The 16,797-nt window shown below is 68.5% G+C and carries 17 protein-coding genes; 6 read left to right on the top strand and 11 right to left on the bottom strand.

Annotated elements, in window-relative coordinates; all coding sequences use genetic code 11:
- Positions 1 to 15 precede the first annotated feature (15 nt).
- From FHY50_RS09970 to FHY50_RS09960, 3 genes are all read right to left on the bottom strand, one after another.
- Positions 16 to 1,014, bottom strand: coding sequence for an SDR family NAD(P)-dependent oxidoreductase (locus tag FHY50_RS09970; protein ID WP_140048285.1), 999 nt, complete (start codon positions 1,012 to 1,014; stop codon positions 16 to 18).
- Positions 1,011 to 1,826 (bottom strand): ferredoxin--NADP reductase, encoded by an 816-nt coding sequence (locus tag FHY50_RS09965; RefSeq protein ID WP_244935331.1) that lies wholly within the window; start codon positions 1,824 to 1,826, stop codon positions 1,011 to 1,013. The genes FHY50_RS09970 and FHY50_RS09965 overlap by 4 nt, the downstream gene beginning before the upstream one ends.
- 84 nt (positions 1,827 to 1,910) lie before the next feature.
- Positions 1,911 to 3,713, bottom strand: a complete 1,803-nt coding sequence (locus FHY50_RS09960; RefSeq protein ID WP_140048284.1) for an ABC transporter transmembrane domain-containing protein — start codon at positions 3,711 to 3,713, stop codon at positions 1,911 to 1,913.
- Positions 3,714 to 3,866: 153 nt separating this feature from the next.
- Here FHY50_RS09960 and FHY50_RS09955 point away from each other — a divergent pair, with 153 nt between their 5' ends.
- Positions 3,867 to 5,099, top strand: coding sequence for a polyhydroxyalkanoate depolymerase (locus tag FHY50_RS09955; RefSeq protein WP_140231139.1), 1,233 nt, complete (start codon positions 3,867 to 3,869; stop codon positions 5,097 to 5,099).
- A 16-nt stretch (positions 5,100 to 5,115) separates the two neighbouring features.
- Here FHY50_RS09955 and FHY50_RS09950 read toward each other — a convergent pair whose 3' ends face one another.
- From FHY50_RS09950 to FHY50_RS09940, 3 genes are all read right to left on the bottom strand, one after another.
- Positions 5,116 to 5,646: an MAPEG family protein gene (locus FHY50_RS09950; RefSeq protein ID WP_244935330.1), complete on the bottom strand. Its 531-nt coding sequence runs from the start codon at positions 5,644 to 5,646 to the stop codon at positions 5,116 to 5,118.
- Complete coding sequence (dnaN, locus tag FHY50_RS09945; protein WP_140048283.1) at positions 5,643 to 6,764, bottom strand: DNA polymerase III subunit beta; 1,122 nt, start codon at positions 6,762 to 6,764, stop codon at positions 5,643 to 5,645. Before dnaN ends, FHY50_RS09950 begins: the two co-directional genes overlap by 4 nt.
- 200 nt (positions 6,765 to 6,964) lie before the next feature.
- Positions 6,965 to 7,621, bottom strand: coding sequence for an outer membrane protein (locus FHY50_RS09940; RefSeq protein ID WP_140048282.1), 657 nt, complete (start codon positions 7,619 to 7,621; stop codon positions 6,965 to 6,967).
- A gap of 137 nt (positions 7,622 to 7,758) precedes the next feature.
- Between FHY50_RS09940 and FHY50_RS09935 the strand changes: the two genes are divergently transcribed.
- Complete coding sequence (locus FHY50_RS09935) at positions 7,759 to 8,400, top strand: histidine phosphatase family protein (RefSeq protein ID WP_140048281.1); 642 nt, start codon at positions 7,759 to 7,761, stop codon at positions 8,398 to 8,400.
- Positions 8,397 to 8,882 (top strand): hypothetical protein, encoded by a 486-nt coding sequence (locus FHY50_RS09930; RefSeq protein WP_140048280.1) that lies wholly within the window; start codon positions 8,397 to 8,399, stop codon positions 8,880 to 8,882. Before FHY50_RS09935 ends, FHY50_RS09930 begins: the two co-directional genes overlap by 4 nt.
- 48 nt (positions 8,883 to 8,930) lie before the next feature.
- Here the strand turns inward: FHY50_RS09930 and FHY50_RS09925 are convergent, their stop codons facing one another.
- Positions 8,931 to 11,411 (bottom strand): PhoX family protein, encoded by a 2,481-nt coding sequence (locus FHY50_RS09925; protein ID WP_180345107.1) that lies wholly within the window; start codon positions 11,409 to 11,411, stop codon positions 8,931 to 8,933.
- 200 nt (positions 11,412 to 11,611) lie between these two features.
- Here FHY50_RS09925 and FHY50_RS09920 point away from each other — a divergent pair, with 200 nt between their 5' ends.
- From FHY50_RS09920 to FHY50_RS14225, 3 genes are read left to right on the top strand one after another with little or no spacing between them, the layout of a single operon-like run.
- Positions 11,612 to 12,160 (top strand): hypothetical protein, encoded by a 549-nt coding sequence (locus tag FHY50_RS09920; protein WP_140048279.1) that lies wholly within the window; start codon positions 11,612 to 11,614, stop codon positions 12,158 to 12,160.
- Complete coding sequence (locus FHY50_RS09915; protein ID WP_140048278.1) at positions 12,160 to 12,627, top strand: GspMb/PilO family protein; 468 nt, start codon at positions 12,160 to 12,162, stop codon at positions 12,625 to 12,627. The genes FHY50_RS09920 and FHY50_RS09915 overlap by 1 nt, the downstream gene beginning before the upstream one ends.
- The gene (locus FHY50_RS14225; RefSeq protein ID WP_166745418.1) at positions 12,618 to 13,052 is read left to right on the top strand and encodes a hypothetical protein; all 435 of its coding nucleotides are present in this window, start codon (positions 12,618 to 12,620) and stop codon (positions 13,050 to 13,052) included. The genes FHY50_RS09915 and FHY50_RS14225 overlap by 10 nt, the downstream gene beginning before the upstream one ends.
- Here the strand turns inward: FHY50_RS14225 and gspD are convergent.
- Genes gspD through FHY50_RS09890 form a run of 4 tightly spaced genes read right to left on the bottom strand, consistent with a single transcriptional unit; the run spans position 13,046 to position 16,792 of the window.
- Positions 13,046 to 15,139 (bottom strand): type II secretion system secretin GspD, encoded by a 2,094-nt coding sequence (gspD, locus tag FHY50_RS09905; RefSeq protein WP_244935329.1) that lies wholly within the window; start codon positions 15,137 to 15,139, stop codon positions 13,046 to 13,048. The two genes, FHY50_RS14225 and gspD, sit on opposite strands and share 7 nt — an antisense overlap.
- A gap of 11 nt (positions 15,140 to 15,150) precedes the next feature.
- A complete protein-coding gene (locus tag FHY50_RS09900; protein ID WP_243846618.1) occupies positions 15,151 to 15,933 on the bottom strand; it encodes a type II secretion system protein N in 783 nt (260 codons plus the stop codon).
- Entirely contained in the window at positions 15,930 to 16,322 is a 393-nt protein-coding gene (gene gspI / locus FHY50_RS09895) for a type II secretion system minor pseudopilin GspI (protein ID WP_140048277.1), read from the bottom strand. The genes FHY50_RS09900 and gspI overlap by 4 nt, the downstream gene beginning before the upstream one ends.
- A complete protein-coding gene (locus tag FHY50_RS09890) occupies positions 16,319 to 16,792 on the bottom strand; it encodes a prepilin-type N-terminal cleavage/methylation domain-containing protein (RefSeq protein ID WP_244935327.1) in 474 nt (157 codons plus the stop codon). The genes gspI and FHY50_RS09890 overlap by 4 nt, the downstream gene beginning before the upstream one ends.
- Positions 16,793 to 16,797: the final 5 nt, after the last annotated feature.

Raw genomic sequence — 16,797 nt, 5'->3', positions numbered from 1 at the left:
TTTCGGTTGCGGCGGTCAGACGCCGTGATAGCGTCGATACCAGTCGACGAAACGCGGGATGCCGACATCGATGCCGGTGGTCGGGGCATAGCCCAAATCGCGCTGGATCGCGTCGATATCGGCAAAGGTGCGCGGAACGTCGCCGGGCTGCATCGGCTGATAGTCGCGGATGGCGGGCTTGCCGATCGCCTGCTCAAGCAGCTCGATCACGCGGCCCAGCGGCTCGGACCGATTGTTGCCGATATTGTAGAGCGCGTGGGGGCCAGTGCTTCCGCCCGCCTTTTCAGCGCCGTCGTCGGCGGGAGGCGTGTCGTGCGCGGCGACGACACCGGCGACGATGTCGTCGATATAGGTGAAGTCGCGCTCCATCTCGCCATTGTTGAACACCGGGATCGGCTGACCCGCCAAAATCGCCCTGGTGAAAATCCACAGCGCCATATCGGGGCGGCCCCAGGGACCGTAGACGGTGAAGAACCGCAACCCGGACTGCGGAAAGCGGTAGAGGTGTGCATAGCTCTCGCTGAGCAGTTCGTCGCAGCGCTTGGTCGCGGCATAGAGCGACACCGGGCGGTCGGTGCGGTCCTCGACCCGGAACGGCAGGCTGGTGTTGCCGCCACAGACCGACGACGACGACGCATAGACGAAGTGGCTGGTGCTGCGCGACCGCGCCAGTTCGAGCATGTTGACGTGCCCGACCAGGTTCGACTGGACATAGGCGTGCGGGTTCTCGATCGAATAGCGCACTCCGGCCTGCGCGCCGAGATGGACGATGCGGTCAAACTCCGCTCCGCCCAGTTCGGCCTCCAACGCCGCCCGGTCGGCGAAGTCCAGCTCGACAAACCGGAACCGATCGCCGTGACGCTCGCTCAACTGCGCCACGCGCGCATGCTTGAGCGCCGGATCATAATAGCTGTTGAGATTGTCGATCCCGATCACGGCGTCGCCGCGCGCGAGCAGCGCATCGGCGGTTGCCATGCCGATGAACCCGGCCGCCCCGGTAACGAGCGTCGTCATCCGACGAACGCGCGTTCGACCGCGAACTCGCCGGGGTTGCTGCGCGTGCCTTCGTCCATGCCCCAGCCCTCGAGGATCTCGATCATCTCCTTGTTGAACGCCATCGACCCGCAGATCATCCAGCGCGTGTCGGGGCGATCGTCGATGCTGAGGCCCAGATCGGCGCGGAACAGCCCGTCGCGCAACCGGTCGGTGATGCGCCCGCGGGTGTGGAATTCGCCGCGCGTCACCGTCGGATAGTAGGTGAATCGATCGCGCAGCAGCTCGCCGAAAATCTCGTCGGTCTTGATCTCCTCGTACAGGAAATCGTGGTAGGCAAGCTCTTCGCGCTGGCGCACGGTATGCGCGATGACGATGTTCTCGAAGCGCTCATGCGTCTCGGGGTCGCGCAGGATCGACAGGAACGGGGCAAGCCCGGTGCCGGTGCCGATCATCATCAAATGCTTGGCAGGCTTCAATGCGTCGGTGACCAGCGTCCCGGTAGTCTTGCGCCCGATCAGCACCCGGTCACCGACCTTGAGATGCTGGAGGCGCGAGGTCAGCGGGCCGTCGGGCACCTTGACCGAGAAGAATTCGAGATGTTCCTCCCATGCCGGGCTGACGATCGAATAGGCACGCAGCAGCGGCTTGCCGTCGGGCTGGGCAAGGCCGATCATCACGAACTCGCCCGAGGTGAAGCGGAAGCTTTGCGGACGTTCGACACGAAAGCTGAACAGCCCGGGAGTCCAGTGATGGACCCAGGTTACGCGCGGCGCGAACATGCCCTTCGCCTCGGCGATTTCTTCGAGTGACTGGGATGTCTCGACCGTCACGATCAACCTTTCTTGTGGTTCGCAGTGCCGCCCATATGGGCATCGAGACGCCTGTACCCACCAATTTTTAGTTTGGCGCGCCCGTCACGCCGCTTCGCTGAACTGCAGGCTGGCGAGCCGCGCATAGAGCCCGCCGCGGGCGATCAGGTCGCCATGCGTGCCGACCTCGACGATGCGCCCTGCATCCATCACGACGATGCGCCCGGCGGCGCGCACTGTGGCCAGGCGGTGCGCGATCACCAGCGTCGTGCGGTTCGCCATCAGCCGGTCGAGCGCGTCCTGAACCAGCCGCTCGCTTTCGGCATCGAGCGCCGAGGTCGCTTCGTCGAGCAGCAGGATCGGTGCGTCGCGCAGCAGCGCGCGCGCGATGGCGACGCGTTGCCGCTGCCCGCCCGACAGCCGCGCGCCGTCCTCGCCAAGGAAGGTGTCGAGCCCCTGCGGCAGCGCGCGCAGAAACTCGCTGGCGTTGGCGGCGTCGGCGGCGTGCCACAATTCGGCATCGCTCGCGTCCCAGCGGCCATAGCGCAGATTGTCGCGCGCCGTCGCGGCGAAGATCACGGTTTCCTGCGGCACGATCGCGATGCGCTTGCGGATTTCCGCCGGATCGGCGGCGGGTAGCGGCACGCCATCGACGCGGATCTCGCCGGCCTCGGGATCGTAGAAGCGCTGGACGAGCTGGAACAGCGTCGATTTGCCCGCCCCCGACGGCCCGACCACGGCGACGGTGTCGCCCGCCGCGACGTCGAGCGAGAAGTCGTGGAGCGCGGCATGTTCGGTGCGGGTAGGATAGCGGAAGGTGACATGGTCGAACGCCACTTCCCCGCGCGGCGGCTGCGGCAGCGCGACCGGATTGGCGGGCGCGGCGATCTGCGGCTCCTGCGCGAGCAGTTCGGCGAGCCTCGCGGCCGCGCCCGATGCGCGCAACAGATCGCCATAGACTTCGGTGAGCGCGCCGAATGCGCCGGTGACGAGCCCGGCGGTGATGACGAACGCGGTGATCGATCCGCCGGTGACGCGCCCGGCGGCGACGTCGGACACCGCGTCCCACATGATCAGCGTGACCGCGCCGAACAGCACGAAGATGACCAGCGCCGTCATCACCGCGCGCGTGCCGAAGCGCAGCTTGGCTGCAGCGAATCCTCGATCGACCGCACCGGCGAAGCGATCCGCCTCACGCCGTTCCTGCCCGAACGCCTGGACGATCTTCATCGCGCCCAGTGTCTCGCTGGCGATCGTGCCGATATCGGCGATGCGGTCCTGGCTGGTGCGAGAGAATCGCCGCACCTTGCCGCCCAGCCAGATGATCGGCGCGATGATCAGCGGGATGCCCAGGATCAGCAGCGCCGCCAGCTTGGGCGCGAGCGTGAACAGATAGATCACCCCGCCGACGCCGATCAGCAGGTTCCTGAGCGCCACCGACACCGTCGTCCCGACGATCTGTTCGACCACCGCGGTGTCGGCGGTGAGGCGCGAGGCGATCTCGGAAGGGCGGTTCTCCTCGAACCATTGCGGCGACAGGCGCAGCAGGTTGCGGTGCACTGCCGCGCGCATGTCCGCCACCGTGCGCTCGCCGAGCCACGACACGAAATAGAAGCGCGCCGCCGTCGCCAGCGACAGGATCACCACGACGATCAGCAGCCCCTGGAAATAGGGCGCGATCGCCGCGGCGTCGCCGTCGCCGCCAAAGCCGTTGTCGACGACCTGCTGGAAGGTGCGCGGGATCCACAAGGTCGCTCCCGCCGCGCACAGCAGTGCCAGGATCGCCGCGGCCAGCTGCAACGGATAACGCGACGTATAGCCCCATACGATGGTGAGATTGCTCAACCGGCGCTTGGGCGGGGCGGGCGGGGCTGGCGGGGGCAGGGGGGCGCTGGGTGCATCGGCCATGATGGTTCGGGACTAGCCGCAACCGCCCCGATTGGGAACCGCCTGTGCATCCGGTCGTCGCATCGGCACGGCTCGGCGTTGCACCGCAGCAGCGCTACGCTATAGATCGGACAAATGCTGTCGTTTGATGATCGAGCGGCAGGGGAGATCTACATGCTCTACAATGCCTATGAATTGCAGCGCTCGATGCTGGCGGGTGCCAGTGCGCTCGCCAATGTCGGGGCGGGGCTGTTGAGCAATCCTGCCAATCCGTTCGCGTATTTCGGCGGCGGGCCGGTGCTCGGATCGGCGCTCGAGGTATTCGCGCATGCCGCTGCACCGCGCGGCAAACCCGCCTTCGGGCTCGATACGACGATAGTGGACGGCAGGAGCGTCGCGGTTTCGGAAGAGATCGTGCTGCGCAAGCCGTTCGGCCAGCTCAAGCATTTCGTTCGCGACGGAGTCGAGGGTGGTCCCAAGCTGCTGATCGTCGCGCCGATGTCGGGCCATTATGCGACGCTGCTGCGCGGCACGGTCGAGCGCATGCTGCCGTTCGCCGATGTCTACATCACCGACTGGCGCGACGCCAAGCTGGTGCCGGTGTCCGAAGGACGTTTCGACCTCGACGACTATATCGACTATGTCATCGCCTTTCTCGCGGCGATGGGAGCCGAGGGCGACGCGCGCAGTCACATGCTCGCGGTATGCCAGCCATCGGTGCCCTGCTATGCCGCGGTCGCGCTGATGAACGCGGACGAGCACCCCAATCGCCCGCGCACGCTGACGATGATGGGCGGACCGATCGACACGCGCGAAGCACCGACTGCGGTCAACACGCTGGCAACCGAACGCCCGCACGCCTGGTTCGAACAGAATGTCGTCGCGACCGTGCCGATGACCTATGCCGGCGCCGGCCGCCGCGTCTATCCGGGCTTCCTGCAGCTTGCCGGGTTCATGTCGATGAATTTGGGCAGCCACATGATCTCGCATTACGAGATGTTCAAGCACCTCGTCGGCGGCGATGGCGACAGCGCCGATGCGACCAAGGATTTCTACGACGAGTATCGCGCGGTGTGCGACATGACCGCCGAATTCTACCTCCAGACCGTCGATCTGGTGTTCCAGACGCATGCGCTGCCCAATGGCACGATGACGCATCGCGGACGCCCGGTCGATCCGGCGGCGATCACCGACACCGCGCTGCTGGCGATCGAGGGCGAGCGCGACGATATTTCGGGGCTCGGCCAGACCCGCGCGGCGCTGACGCTGGCGACGAAGCTGGCGGATGCCGACAAGCGGTACCTGATGGCCGAGGGTGTCGGCCATTACGGCATCTTCAACGGCTCCAAATGGCGCACGAAGATCGCGCCGGTGCTGGAAGCGTGGATCGCCAAGCACGCGGGGTGACGCGATTGGGACGCCGCTATCCCAGGTGGGCGATGCCGACGAACAGGGCGATGCCGAGACCGGCCACCGTGGGATAGAAGGTCAGAGCGAAGCCGAAGGCCCGCGCGGAGGCGCCGCGCGGACAGCCGCGCCAGAACAGCAGGCGTCCCATGCAGAAAAGTGCGACGAGCGCGGCCAGCACTGGTCCCGGATGTGGCAGCAGGACGGCGATCGCCAGATATACCGGGATCGCCAGAGTGACCTGCTCCAGGGTGTTCTGTAGGATGGCGATGCCACCGCGGATCGCGCCATCGGCTGCGCCCGACCCGCTGCCGGCTATGTCCGTGGCCGAAAAGAAGCGCTGGCGTGCGACATCGCCAATAGCCGCGGCAAGCCATGCGACAATGAAAAGCGCAGCGATCGCCGCGGCCGAGGCGCGATCGATCCGCTCGGCCGCAGACCAGGGCCACACCAATGCGGCGGACAGGATTGTGACGGTGATGGCGAGCGCCGCGGCCATCTTCCGCGCGACGCCGCGCTGTTCGGCGCGGAACGCCGCCGGCGTCACACCCGCATCGGCATCAGCACGTACAGCGCCGGCGAGCTGTCATTTTCGCGGATCAGCGTCGGCGCGGCGGCGTCGGCGAGGTGGACCTCGACGCTGTCGCCTTCGATCTGGCCGAGAATGTCCATCAGGTAGCGGCTGTTGAAGCCGATCTCGAACGGCATCGCCGCATAGTCGCCGGGGACTTCCTCGGCCGCGGTGCCGTTCTCCGGCGACGTCACCGACAGGGTGATCTTGTCGCGGTCGAGCGCCATCTTGACCGCGCGGGTCTTTTCGGTGGCGATCGTCGAGACGCGATCGACCCCGGCCATGAAGCTTTTGGGATCGAGCTTCAGCAGCTTGTCGTTGCCGCTCGGGATGACGCGCGAATAATCGGGAAAGGTGCCGTCGATCAGCTTCGACGTCAGGATCGCCTGGCCCAGGTCGAAGCGGATCTTGCTGCCCGACAGCGACACGCCGACCGATCCGTCGATCTCGTCGAGCAGCTTGCGCAGTTCGGCGACGCATTTGCGGGGCACGATGACGTCGGGCATCGCTTCGGCGCCGGCCGGGCGCGGCATGGTGATGCGCGCAAGCCGATGGCCGTCGGTCGCCGCCGCCTTGAGCACCGGGGAATTGCCCGGGCCGTCCTCGGCGACGTGAAGGAAGATGCCGTTGAGATAATAGCGCGTCTCTTCGGTCGAGATCGCGAAGCGGGTCTTGTCGACGATCGCCTTCAGCGTCTCGGCCGGCAGTTCGAACACCGTCGGCAGCTCGCCCTCGGCGATCACCGGGAAATCGTCGCGCGGCAGCGTGCCGAGCGAGAAGCGCGCACGTCCGGCGACGATGGTCAGCCGGTTCTCCGCCGCGGAAAGCTCGACCTGCGCGCCTTCGGGTAGCTTGCGCGCGATGTCGAACAGCGTGTGCGCCGACACCGTCGTCGCGCCAGGCTGATCGACCGCGGCGGCGATGGTCTCGTCGATCTGGAGATCGAGGTCGGTCGCCATCAGCCGAATCGCGCCGCTGGCCTGCGCCTCGATCAGCACGTTCGACAGGATCGGAATGGTGTTGCGGCGCTCGACCACCGACTGGACGTGGCTCAGCCCCTTCAGCAGCGTCGCGCGTTCGATCGTAGCCTTCATTGCGTCCTACCCCCGGGCCGTGACCACGCTGCGGCCGCCCCAAAAACCTGATTCCCGTCGCGCCAGTAAGCACACCGGTGGCGCTTATCTGTAACGCGAAAAAGGGCCGGGGCAAGCTGCCCCGACCCTTGCCGACCCCGATTACGGGGTAGTGGTTAACGGTGTCCTGACGCGAGCGTCGGAAACGCCGTCCGCCGACGTCAGAATCGGATGCCGACGCCTGCGACGATCGAGTGCCGATCAGTATCGATGTCGAAATCATTGGTCACTTCGCCGTCGAGATACTCGAAATTGGCGCTTTCGTAGTTCGAATAGCGATATTCGATCTTCGCAAAGCTGTTGGTGCCGATCGCCTGTTCGAGGCCCGCGCCCAGGCGCCAGCCGTCGAGCTCGTAATTCTGATCGCGCTCGTCGTTGCCGAGCCCGCCGATCACGTCGAGGCGGGCGTTGGTGTAGCCGCCCTTGGCATAGACCAGCGTCGATGGCGTCGCGAGCACGCCAGCGCGGACACCGAGATACAGGTCACGGCCCGGTGCGACGCGGCCAAACCCGAAATTTTCCGAATCGCCGTTGTCGTTCTCGACCTTGCCGGTCGAATCGTTCAACTCGACCTCGGCGCCGACCACGGCGCCGCCCAGCGCGATGTCGTAGCCGGCCTCTACGCCATAGAGGAAGCCGTCGACCGACTGGTCATTATTGTCATTGTCGGCATCCTCGGTGCTGCCCGGGGTGATGGTGTCGTACCCGCCCAGGATGGCGATGCGCGGACCGGTGAAGGTGGGGTTGATGTCCTGCGCGAAAGCGGGCGCGGCGAACGCGGTCGAAGCGACCAGGGCGGCGGCAAGCGTGTAACGCATACGAAACTCCTTAACTGAACGGACCCGTTCATTCGGGTGGACCCGCTAAATGGTGCAGCGCGGGACAAGTTGCATGAACCTCAGATAAACGCGGAAATCCGTTGCTTTTGCGCCACAGGGGCTTGAAAAGGCGAGCCATGCAAACAATCGCGCGGCAGGGCAGGGATTTCATCGCGCGGCATGGCGAGACCGTGTTCAACGCCGCGCGGCGGGTCCAAGGCGACCATCTCCACACCCCGCTGACCCGCGCCGGCTTTGCCCAGGCGGACGCGATCGGGCAGGCGCTGCGCGCCGAGCTCGGGCCGCGACCCGCGCTCACTCTATGGGCTTCGCCGACCGGGCGCGCGCTGCAGACGCTGGCGGTGATCGCCGAGCATCTCGAGCTCGACTGGCACGTCGCGCGTACCGACGCCCGGCTTGTAGAGATCGGCACCGGGCGCTGGGGCGGACGCTATCATGCCGACCTGATCGCCGAGGTCGGCGCGGTATTCGATTCGGCGACCGGGGCGATGCGGGTCGCGCCCGAAGGCGAGGACTATGCGGCAATCGCCGAGCGGGTGACGGGCTGGCTGACGGACACGCAGGAGGATTCCCGCGACCGGCTGGTTGTGATGCACGGCATGTCGAGCCGGGTGCTGCGCGGGGTGATGACCGGGCTGCCGGTCGAGCCGTCGCTCGGCGCACCGTTCGCGCCGGGGCTGGCACAGGGATCGATCGTCGCGGTCGAGGATGGCCGCGAGCGCGTCCTCCACCACGGCGCCGGCCGCGCACCGGCATGATCGCCGCGCTGCTCGCGCTGGCTGCCGCCGTGCCGCAGGCGGCGGGCGCGCGGGACGCGATCGGCGTCTACGATCGCTGGGGCGCGTTTCGCGATCGCTCGCCGCGGCGCTGCTATGCGATCTCGCAGCCGGTCCGCACCGGGCGCGGCGCCACGCAGGCGCCCTTCGCCAGCATCGGCAGCTGGCCGGGGGCGGGGCTTGGCAACCAGCTGCACGTCAGGCTGAGCCGTGAACGCAACGCCGGAGCCCGCGTCACTCTGTCGATCGGCGAGCGTCGCTTCCGGCTGATTGCGGGCAGCGTCGACGCCTGGTCGCCTGACGCCGCCACCGACCGCGCGATCGTCGCGGCGATGCGATCGGGCCGCAGCATGAGCATAGAGACGCTGGCGCAAAGCGGCCGCGCCTTTGCCGACGTCTACGCGCTCAGTGGCGCTGCCACCGCGATCGACGCGGCAGGGATCGCCTGCGCGCAGCGGCGCTAGCGGCAAGCGGCGGGATCGCGCTCGGTTGCGCGCGATCCCGCCGGTCGATCACAAGGCGACGACGCCGCCATCGTTCTTGGTGACGACGACCGTCGCCGATCGCGGACGGGTGGTCGAGGGCGGGGAGCCGTCCTGACTGGCCGGCCAGTTGCTGGTCGGCGCGTTGGCCTCGCCGCCTTCGCCGGGGTGCTGGATGTTGACGAACAGCGTGCGGCCGTCCGGGGTCGAATCGACGCCGGTGATCTCGCATTCGATCGGTCCCACCAGGAATCGCCGCATCGAGGCGCCCGGTGCGGCCCCGATGAACGTGCGCTGCTGTGCGGTTTCGCCGGCCGCATTCATGTTGGTGACGGTGCGTGCGCCGCCGTCGCCGACCGTGCCCGGCATCGCCGCCAGCATCATGCAGTTGGTGACGTCGGTATAGGCACCGTCGTCGGTCTGGATCCACAGCACCGGCGTGACCTGGCCCGACGCGTTCTGCGGCCGACCGAACCACAATCCGTCGGGCGACGAGAAATCGTTGGTAGCGTCGAGGCTCGACAGGTTGATGTTGGTCGGATTGAGGTCCCGGCCCGCACCGAAGGCATAGATGTCCCATGCGAAACGCGTCGCCTCCGACGAATCGCCGGCTTCACGCAGGCGCAGGATATGGCCGTTGGGATTGCCATATTGATCGCTACCGGCCTTGGGGTCGTTGTAATGCCGGGGATTGGCGGCGTTGGTTCCATCGACCGGGCGGCCCGCGGCGTTGTTGTTGGTCAGGGTGAGGTACATCTCGCCGGTGGCGGGATTGGTGGCGGTCCATTCGGGACGATCCATCGGCGTCGCGCCGATCGCGTCGGCGGCGAGGCGGGCGTGGATCAGCACATCGGCCTGATCGGCGAAGGGATAGGCGGCGTTGGCCCCGGTCAGCGGGGCGGTCCCGAACACCAGCGGCAGCCATTCGCCGCTGCCGTCCTCGTCGAACCTGGCGACGTACAGCGTTCCGTCGTCGAGATACTTGTCGCCGATCGCCAGACGGTTGGTCGCCTGTGCATCGGTCATGTCCCACGGTGTCGCCGACACGAACTTGTAGAGATATTCGCGGCGGCTGTCGTCGCCCATATACCAGGCTGGTCGCACGCCATCGACGAATAGCGACGGCCAGGCGCCCTCGTGCCCCATGCGACCCAGCGCGGTGCGCTTGCGCGGTGTCGATTCGGGGTCGAACGGATCGATCTCGACGACCCAGCCAAAGTTATTGGGCTCGTTGCGGAAATCCTCGGCAGCGCTGGCACCGCTGGCGGTGGCGTTCCAGCGACGGAACAGCGTGTTCGACGGATCGGACGCGGTGACGCTCGCCCAGCCGTAATTGCCGGTCGCGCTGCCGACGCCATAGCGGCCGAGCGCGGTCACCTCCTTGGCGGTGCGCGCGGCGTTGTCCGACGACGGACGCGCGAAATAGCCGGCCCAATTCTCCTCGCACGTCAGGTTGGTGCCCCAGGCGGTGATGCCGTTGGCGCAATTGTTGATCGTGCCGCGACCGCCGGCTCCGTTCGCCGAATAGGCAGTGCGCAGCAGCGCCGATCCGCGCGCCGGTCCGTTGAACACCATCGGGGTGTTCGGCGTGATGCGGCGATTCCACCCGCTCGCCTGGTCATATGCCCAGCCGTCGTCGCCGGCGGCGACCTCAACGATGCTCAGGCCGTGCGCCTCGATCTCCTTGATCGCCTCGCCTTCGGGACGGACGCCGCCCGGGGTGGTCGGGCCATTGGGGTGGAGATACTGGATGTTGAGATTCTCGTGGTTCATCACCAGCAGCCCGCGGCCGCTGTTGCTGTCGTCGCGGCCGCTGCCGTCGGCGGTCAGCCCGTAATAGTGCAGCGCGTCGTTATGGTCTCCGGCGCGGTTCGCGAAATCGGTGTCGGTGCCGTCATTGGCATAGTCGGGCGTGTCGGCGGTCAGCGGATCGCCAAGGCGATAGAGGACCGTCGCGGCATAGCCTTCGGGAACGGTGACGATGTCGTTGCGGTTCTTGGCGACCGCGGCGAAGCCCAGCGCGGGCGGGTTCACCGTGACGGTGATGGTCGCCTCGCTCGTTTGCAGGTCGTCGTCGGACGCGACGTAGCGGAAGGTGAAGTCGGTCGGTTCCTCGACCGCGGGCGCGATGAACGTCGCGGTGCCGGTATTGGCACCGGACAGCGTCACCACCGGCTCACCGCCGGTCTGGGTGAAGCTTTGTGCCGCGACCCCGCCGTCGTCGGTGGCGGTGCCGGTCAACGTGACCAGGCGTCCCGAGCTGGTCTCGCCGCTCGATCCGGCTTCGACGACCGGCGGCGCGCTGTCGGCGGAGCCGTTTTCGGAATCGTCGCACGCCGCCAGCATCGACCCCCCGAATACCGCCAGCGCTGCCGCCGAAGCGCCACTGCGCAGCGTGTCGCGGCGTGAGTACCGCGCCTGGACGAGCGCGTTCAGGCTCGTGCTCAGCGTGCGGTTGGTGTCCACATCGCCATCGGTATATGCCATTGCGCTATCAATCAGGTCGTGCATTCGTCATCCCCCGCAAGCCGGTCCGCCATAAATTGCGTCCGTTGTCTTGCCGACGTGCAGCTACAGATTGATGCCAATCGCGTTACGGCTGTGCGACGCGGCGATGGCGATATCGTGACAGCTGCCGCATTGCGGTTCGCGCGCGGCGGCTGCGTGCCGTCCTTGTCGCGGCAATGCCGATGGCGGTACAGCGCGCCTCAATGGACGCGCGATCCGATCCCAAACCCGACCCCGGTCTGCTGCCCGCGCCGGCGCCTCCCAGCCTGTTCGATCGGCTGGGCCAGCTGCGCCGTGATCGGCCTAGGGTATCCGCCCCCGCCGCGCGCGGCGACTGGATCAAGGCGGCTTTGCTGTTCGCAGTGCTGGTGGCCGGCCCGCTCGCCAGCATTGCCATCAACCGCATCACCATCGCCCGGGCGCAGGACGGCGCCGCAGAGGCGCGGGCCCGCCGGACCCCCGCCGAGATCGCCACGGCGCGCATTCGCATGGGGCGGGCCGTCCTCGCCGCCGCCTTCGAGCGGCCGGCCCCCGTGGTGGTGCTGAGCCGGCTTGCGGCGGTGCTTCCCGTCGACTCGCGGATCGCGCGGGTCGGGCAGCGGCAGGGCGCGCTTTATGCGGAGATCGCGACCAGCGACCCCGATCGTCTGCGCGCCGCGCTGCGCCGCGATGTCCTGCTGGGGGTCTTGCGAGAGACCGGTCAGCGGCAGGGCGATGGCGTGATCGTCGTCGCATTGGCACAAGCGCGCTGATGGCGCTGCGCCCGATCTGGATCGCGGCGATCGCCGGAGCCGCTGCCGCCGCCTGGGCCATGCCGTCCGCGCTCGACACGGCAACCCGCGCCGCCGCCGACCGCGGGACGCTGGCCACGGCGTTGGCGCTCGAAGCCACAGCATCGCCGCCGCTGCCGACGCTGGCCAAGGGCAGTGCAATCCCGGCTCGCGACCCCGCCACCGCCGCGGCGATGCTGCAACGGCGCTTGCGGATGGCGGCGACGCAAGGCGGCCTGCTGGTTGAACGCGCGGCGACGCTGCCGCCCCCGGGTACCGGCACGGTCGCGGTCGAGATCGCGGTGTCGGGTTCGGAGAAAGCAGTGATCGCCTATGCCGATGCGCTGGCGCGCGCGCGCCCGGTCGCGGCATTCTTCGACTGGGAGATCGCGGCGATCGATCAGGCCAATGTCCGGCTGTCGGGATCGGTGGTGGCGGCGTGGCGCTGACCCGCGCCGAGCGCCTCGCGCTGATCGCGGCGGCGCTGGCGTCGGTGCTGGTGTGCGGCTGGCTGACGCTGCCGCATGCGACCCGCATCGCTCCGCAGGCCGAGGTCGCGCCGCTCGCGCTGCCGCCCGCGCCGCCGCCCGGCGACGCCGCGTTTCGCCGCGCGCTGTTCGCCCCCGCCGCGCTCGCGGTCGAGGATGCGCCCGCCGATGCACCGGCGCTGGCAGGGATCGTCGGCCGCATCGACGCCGATGCCGTCGCGCTGGTGCACACCAGCCTGGGCGAGACGCGCACGCTCAAGCCCGGCGAGGCGGTCGATGGCTGGACGCTGCAGAGCCTGGCGATCGACGCCGCCTATTTCACCCGCGGCAACGCGCGCGTGCGTGTTCCGCTGCCGGCTGGCGACGACGCCGGCGCGCCTCAGTAGATGCCGTCGATCTCCAGCGTCAGCCGGGGCCGTGGCGGATTAAGCAGCAGGCTGCCCTTCTGGTCGTTCTCGATCTCCGCGCCGCGTAGCCGGTTGTAGCGCGCCGCCGTCGCCTCGGCCGCATCCTCGCTGGTGCGGATGATCGTCGGCTTGAGGAAGATGAACAAGGTCCGCTTGGTGCGGCTTTCCTGGCGCGACTTGAACAGCTCGCCGACGATAGGGATGTCGCCGAGGATCGGCACCTGGCTGCGCACCGTCTGCTGATCGTCCGAGGTCAGCCCGCCCAGTACGATGGTGCGGCCATTGTCGGCGAGCACCGTGGTGTTGACCGCGCGGCGGTTGGTGATGATGTCGGTCGCGCTGTTGAGCTGGGTATTGGCGATCGACGACGCTTCCTGCCCGACCTCGAGCCGGATCGTGTCTCCCGCGTTGATCCGCGGCAGCACGCGCAGCGTGATGCCGACGTCGCGGCGCTCGACCGAGGTATAGGGGGTGACGTCGGCATTGTCGGTCAGGATCGATCCGGTGATGAACGGCACTTCCTGCGCCACGACGATCTCGCCGATCTTGTTGTCGAGCGTCGTGATCTGCGGCGTCGATAGCAGGTTCGCCTTGGTCGACTGGCTCAGCGCCTGGACCAGGATCGAGAAATCGTCGCCGATCGCGACGTTGCCGGTGAAACCCTGACCAAGCAGTGCAGCGGCCGGGACGTTCAGCAGACCAAGAATTTCGCTGAGGCTGGCGCGGCCCTGACCGGCGAACGACGTGCCCGCGCCCTGCACGTCGCTGAGCGTCGCGGCCGCCGTGCCGAGCTGGACCGCGAGCTGTTCGGCATCGTCGCCGGTGATCTCGGCGATCGCCGCTTCGATCAGCACCTGCGGCCGCCGCACGTCGAGGTCGGCGATGAGCGTGTCGAGCCCGTTCACGGCCGACGGCGTGCCGCGCACGACGATCGCGTTGATGTCGGGCGCTGGCTGGACGGTGAGGTCGGGGGTCGAGAAACCCTGCGGCGTCGCGGCCGGTTCGGAGGTTCCGACCGACGCGGTCGAGCTGCCGACCCCGCCGCCGCCGCCCGCTGCCCCGGCCAGCGCCCCCATCGCACCGCTGGCGTTACGATCCTGGTTGGATGAGATCAGCCCCGACAGCGCCTGGGTCGGGCTGGTGTTGCGGTTGGTGAGTCCCGACCGGCTGCCGCCGACCGACGACAGGCTGCGCGCCACGGGATTGGTCGCCTCCGCCTCGGTGCCGAGCACGCCGCGCAGCACTTCGGTCACCGCCTCGGCATCGGCATAGTTGAGGCGGAACACCCGCGTGATCGGCGTCTGCCCGCCCGGCTGGTCGAGCGCGCTGGCGATGCGGCGCGCTTCTGCGACCGACGCCGGTGATCCGCGCACGATGACGGTGTTGGAGCGGACGTCGGGCGCGACCCGCGATCCACCCGCCTCGCCATCGCCCATCACCTGCGCGATCGCCGCGGCGACTTCGGCGGCATTGCCGTTGCGCAGCGGGATCGTCGCGAACGCCGATCCGCCGCCGCCGTCGATCGACTGCATCAGGCTTTCGATACGCCGGACATTGTCGGCATAATCGGTGACGACGATCGCATTGGGCGCCTCGAGCGGCTCGACCGAACCGAACGTCGCGACCAACGGCCGGGCGATCCGCGCGGCCTCGGCGGCGGGCACGTTGGAAAGGCGGATCATCCGCGTCACCAGTTCCTGCCCCGATCCCGACCGGCGCACGCCGCCGTCGCGAACGGCATTGGCCTGCGGCACGATCCGCCACGCGCGGCCCGACTGGACCGCGGCAAAGCCGTTGGCGCGCAGCACCGACTGGAACAGTTCCCAAACCCCGTTGGCGCTGAGCGGCGTCGCCGAAGTGACCGTGACGACGCCCTTGACGCTGGGGTCGAGGATCAGCGTGCGGCCGGTCAGCCGCGAAATCTGTTCGGCGACGGTGGCGATCTCTACCCCGCGCATGTTGACGACGATGTCGCTCGCCTGCGGTGCAGCTTGCCCGAGCACCGGCTGGAGCGCGGTCGCGGCGAGCGCGGCGGCGAGGATCGTGGAACGGAAGCGGTGGATCACGATGGGGCGTCCTAGCGGGTAGGAAGGGTAAGCGACTGCGACTCGCCGTTGCGCAGGATCTGGATGCGGGCCGAACCGCTGCGCGACGCCGCCTCGAACGCGGCCTGCGCGCCGGCTGCGTCGTTCAGCGCGGCGCCGTTGACCGACTGGATGACGTCGCCCGGCTGCAGCCCCGGAGGTGCATTCTCGCCGATCGCATAGCCGCCGCGCGTCGGGCTGGCGTCGAGTCGCGCGATGATCGATTGCGCAGAGGGCGGCGGATTGTTCTGCGGCGCGACCGCGGGCTGGCTAGCGACCGGCGCGGCGGCGACGGCGGGCGCAGGCGCGTTGGGATCGGCGAACGGATCGGGCGCGGCAAGCGATTCGATGCGCCCGCCATTGTTGATCAGCACGCGGTCGCGCTGGATCGTCTCGATCGTCGCGCCCGCCACCTGCGCGCCGACGGCATAGGCGACCGGCGCCTCGCCGTCCTGCGCGATATAGGCGACCGACAGCGTTGCGGGATTGGCGAGGATGATCCCCTGTAGCACCAGCGCCAGCCCGGTCGGCTGCGCCGCTTCGCTGAGCGCGGCCTTGCCGAACGGCGCCAGCGCCAGCGCGGGGGCGAGGTCGGGGCGCGCTGCGACGGGGCGCAGGCTGCCGGGCGGCACCAGCACCGCGCCCGACCCGGCGTGCCCGGCGATTCGCCAGGTCAGCCCGGCCAGCGCGAACGCGATGCTGACGACCACCGCACCGGTCAGGATGTCGAGGCCGCGACTCGCCTGGCGCGGGGTGAGGTCGAACAACTGCATCATCCGCGCCGTCCGTCGAGGAATCCATCGAGCGCGGCAAGCGCCGATGCGCCGCCGGGTTCGGATACCTCGATCCGCACGCGCTCGATTTCCGGGTCTTCGGTACCGCGGCGATCGACGTCGACGCGCCATTGCCGCCCCAGCATCGCCACCTCGCGCGGGCCGTCGGCGCCGGGTTCGACCTCGAGTTCGGCAAGCCTATTTTCCGCCACCCACATCGCGATCGCACGGCTTTCCATCGCGCGGGTCGAATCGATGTGCGATTCGGTGGCGCGCACCAGGCCGACCGCGGCGATCGCCAGGATCGCCAGCGCGACCAGCGCCTCGATCAGCGAAAAGCCGGATTGGTCCCGGGGGGCATCCGCTTCGAACGGGGACGGGCGGGTGCTCACGCCGAAGGCTCCGCAGCGTCCGCAGCCCCCGGCAGGACCGTCGCCGTCAGCCCGTCATAGCGCACCAGCCAGCGCTGTTCGCCCGCCTCGATCGCCGCCAGCATCGGCCGCGCGACGCCTTCGACGCCCATCACCACCGGCGGGCGCTGGTCGAGCGTCATCACCATGCCGCCGGGCAGCCGGTGATAGCCCATCGCCTCGCCCGCCATGACCTGCCATCCGGCGCCGGCGCGTTGGGCAAAGCCGTATCCGCCCTCGTCGGCCATGAAGGCGATCATGCGGTCGCCGAGCATCGCGTCGTCAGCGGCGGCCTGCAAGCGCTGCGACAGCCGCCGCGCCTCGCTTTCGGCAGACGGTGCACGCGTCGCCGAGCCGATGCCGAGCGTCACCGCGCCTGCCGCGACGCCGATAATCGCGAGGACGATCAGCATCTCGACCAGCGTGAAGCCGGCCTGGCGACGCAAAGGCACGGCCC

The organism is Sphingomonas japonica (assembly GCF_006346325.1).
Classification (GTDB): Bacteria; Pseudomonadota; Alphaproteobacteria; order Sphingomonadales; family Sphingomonadaceae; genus Sphingomonas; species Sphingomonas japonica.
The sequence above is the reverse complement of the archived record's forward strand: the minus strand, read 5'-3'. Positions and strand labels throughout refer to the sequence as shown.

What these genes read in the sequence shown, in the direction of transcription:
- FHY50_RS09900 (WP_243846618.1), bottom strand. Translation starts at nt 15,933, where the DNA reads ATGATGCAGTTGTTCGACCTCACCCCGCGCCAGGCGAGTCGCGGCCTC.
- FHY50_RS09920 (WP_140048279.1), top strand. Translation starts at nt 11,612, where the DNA reads ATGGACGCGCGATCCGATCCCAAACCCGACCCCGGTCTGCTGCCCGCG.
- dnaN (WP_140048283.1), bottom strand. Translation starts at nt 6,764, where the DNA reads ATGAAGGCTACGATCGAACGCGCGACGCTGCTGAAGGGGCTGAGCCAC.
- FHY50_RS09915 (WP_140048278.1), top strand. Translation starts at nt 12,160, where the DNA reads ATGGCGCTGCGCCCGATCTGGATCGCGGCGATCGCCGGAGCCGCTGCC.
- FHY50_RS09930 (WP_140048280.1), top strand. Translation starts at nt 8,397, where the DNA reads ATGATCGCCGCGCTGCTCGCGCTGGCTGCCGCCGTGCCGCAGGCGGCG.
- FHY50_RS09940 (WP_140048282.1), bottom strand. Translation starts at nt 7,621, where the DNA reads ATGCGTTACACGCTTGCCGCCGCCCTGGTCGCTTCGACCGCGTTCGCC.
- FHY50_RS09925 (WP_180345107.1), bottom strand. Translation starts at nt 11,411, where the DNA reads ATGCACGACCTGATTGATAGCGCAATGGCATATACCGATGGCGATGTG.
- FHY50_RS09960 (WP_140048284.1), bottom strand. Translation starts at nt 3,713, where the DNA reads ATGGCCGATGCACCCAGCGCCCCCCTGCCCCCGCCAGCCCCGCCCGCC.
- FHY50_RS09935 (WP_140048281.1), top strand. Translation starts at nt 7,759, where the DNA reads ATGCAAACAATCGCGCGGCAGGGCAGGGATTTCATCGCGCGGCATGGC.
- FHY50_RS09955 (WP_140231139.1), top strand. Translation starts at nt 3,867, where the DNA reads ATGCTCTACAATGCCTATGAATTGCAGCGCTCGATGCTGGCGGGTGCC.
- FHY50_RS09970 (WP_140048285.1), bottom strand. Translation starts at nt 1,014, where the DNA reads ATGACGACGCTCGTTACCGGGGCGGCCGGGTTCATCGGCATGGCAACC.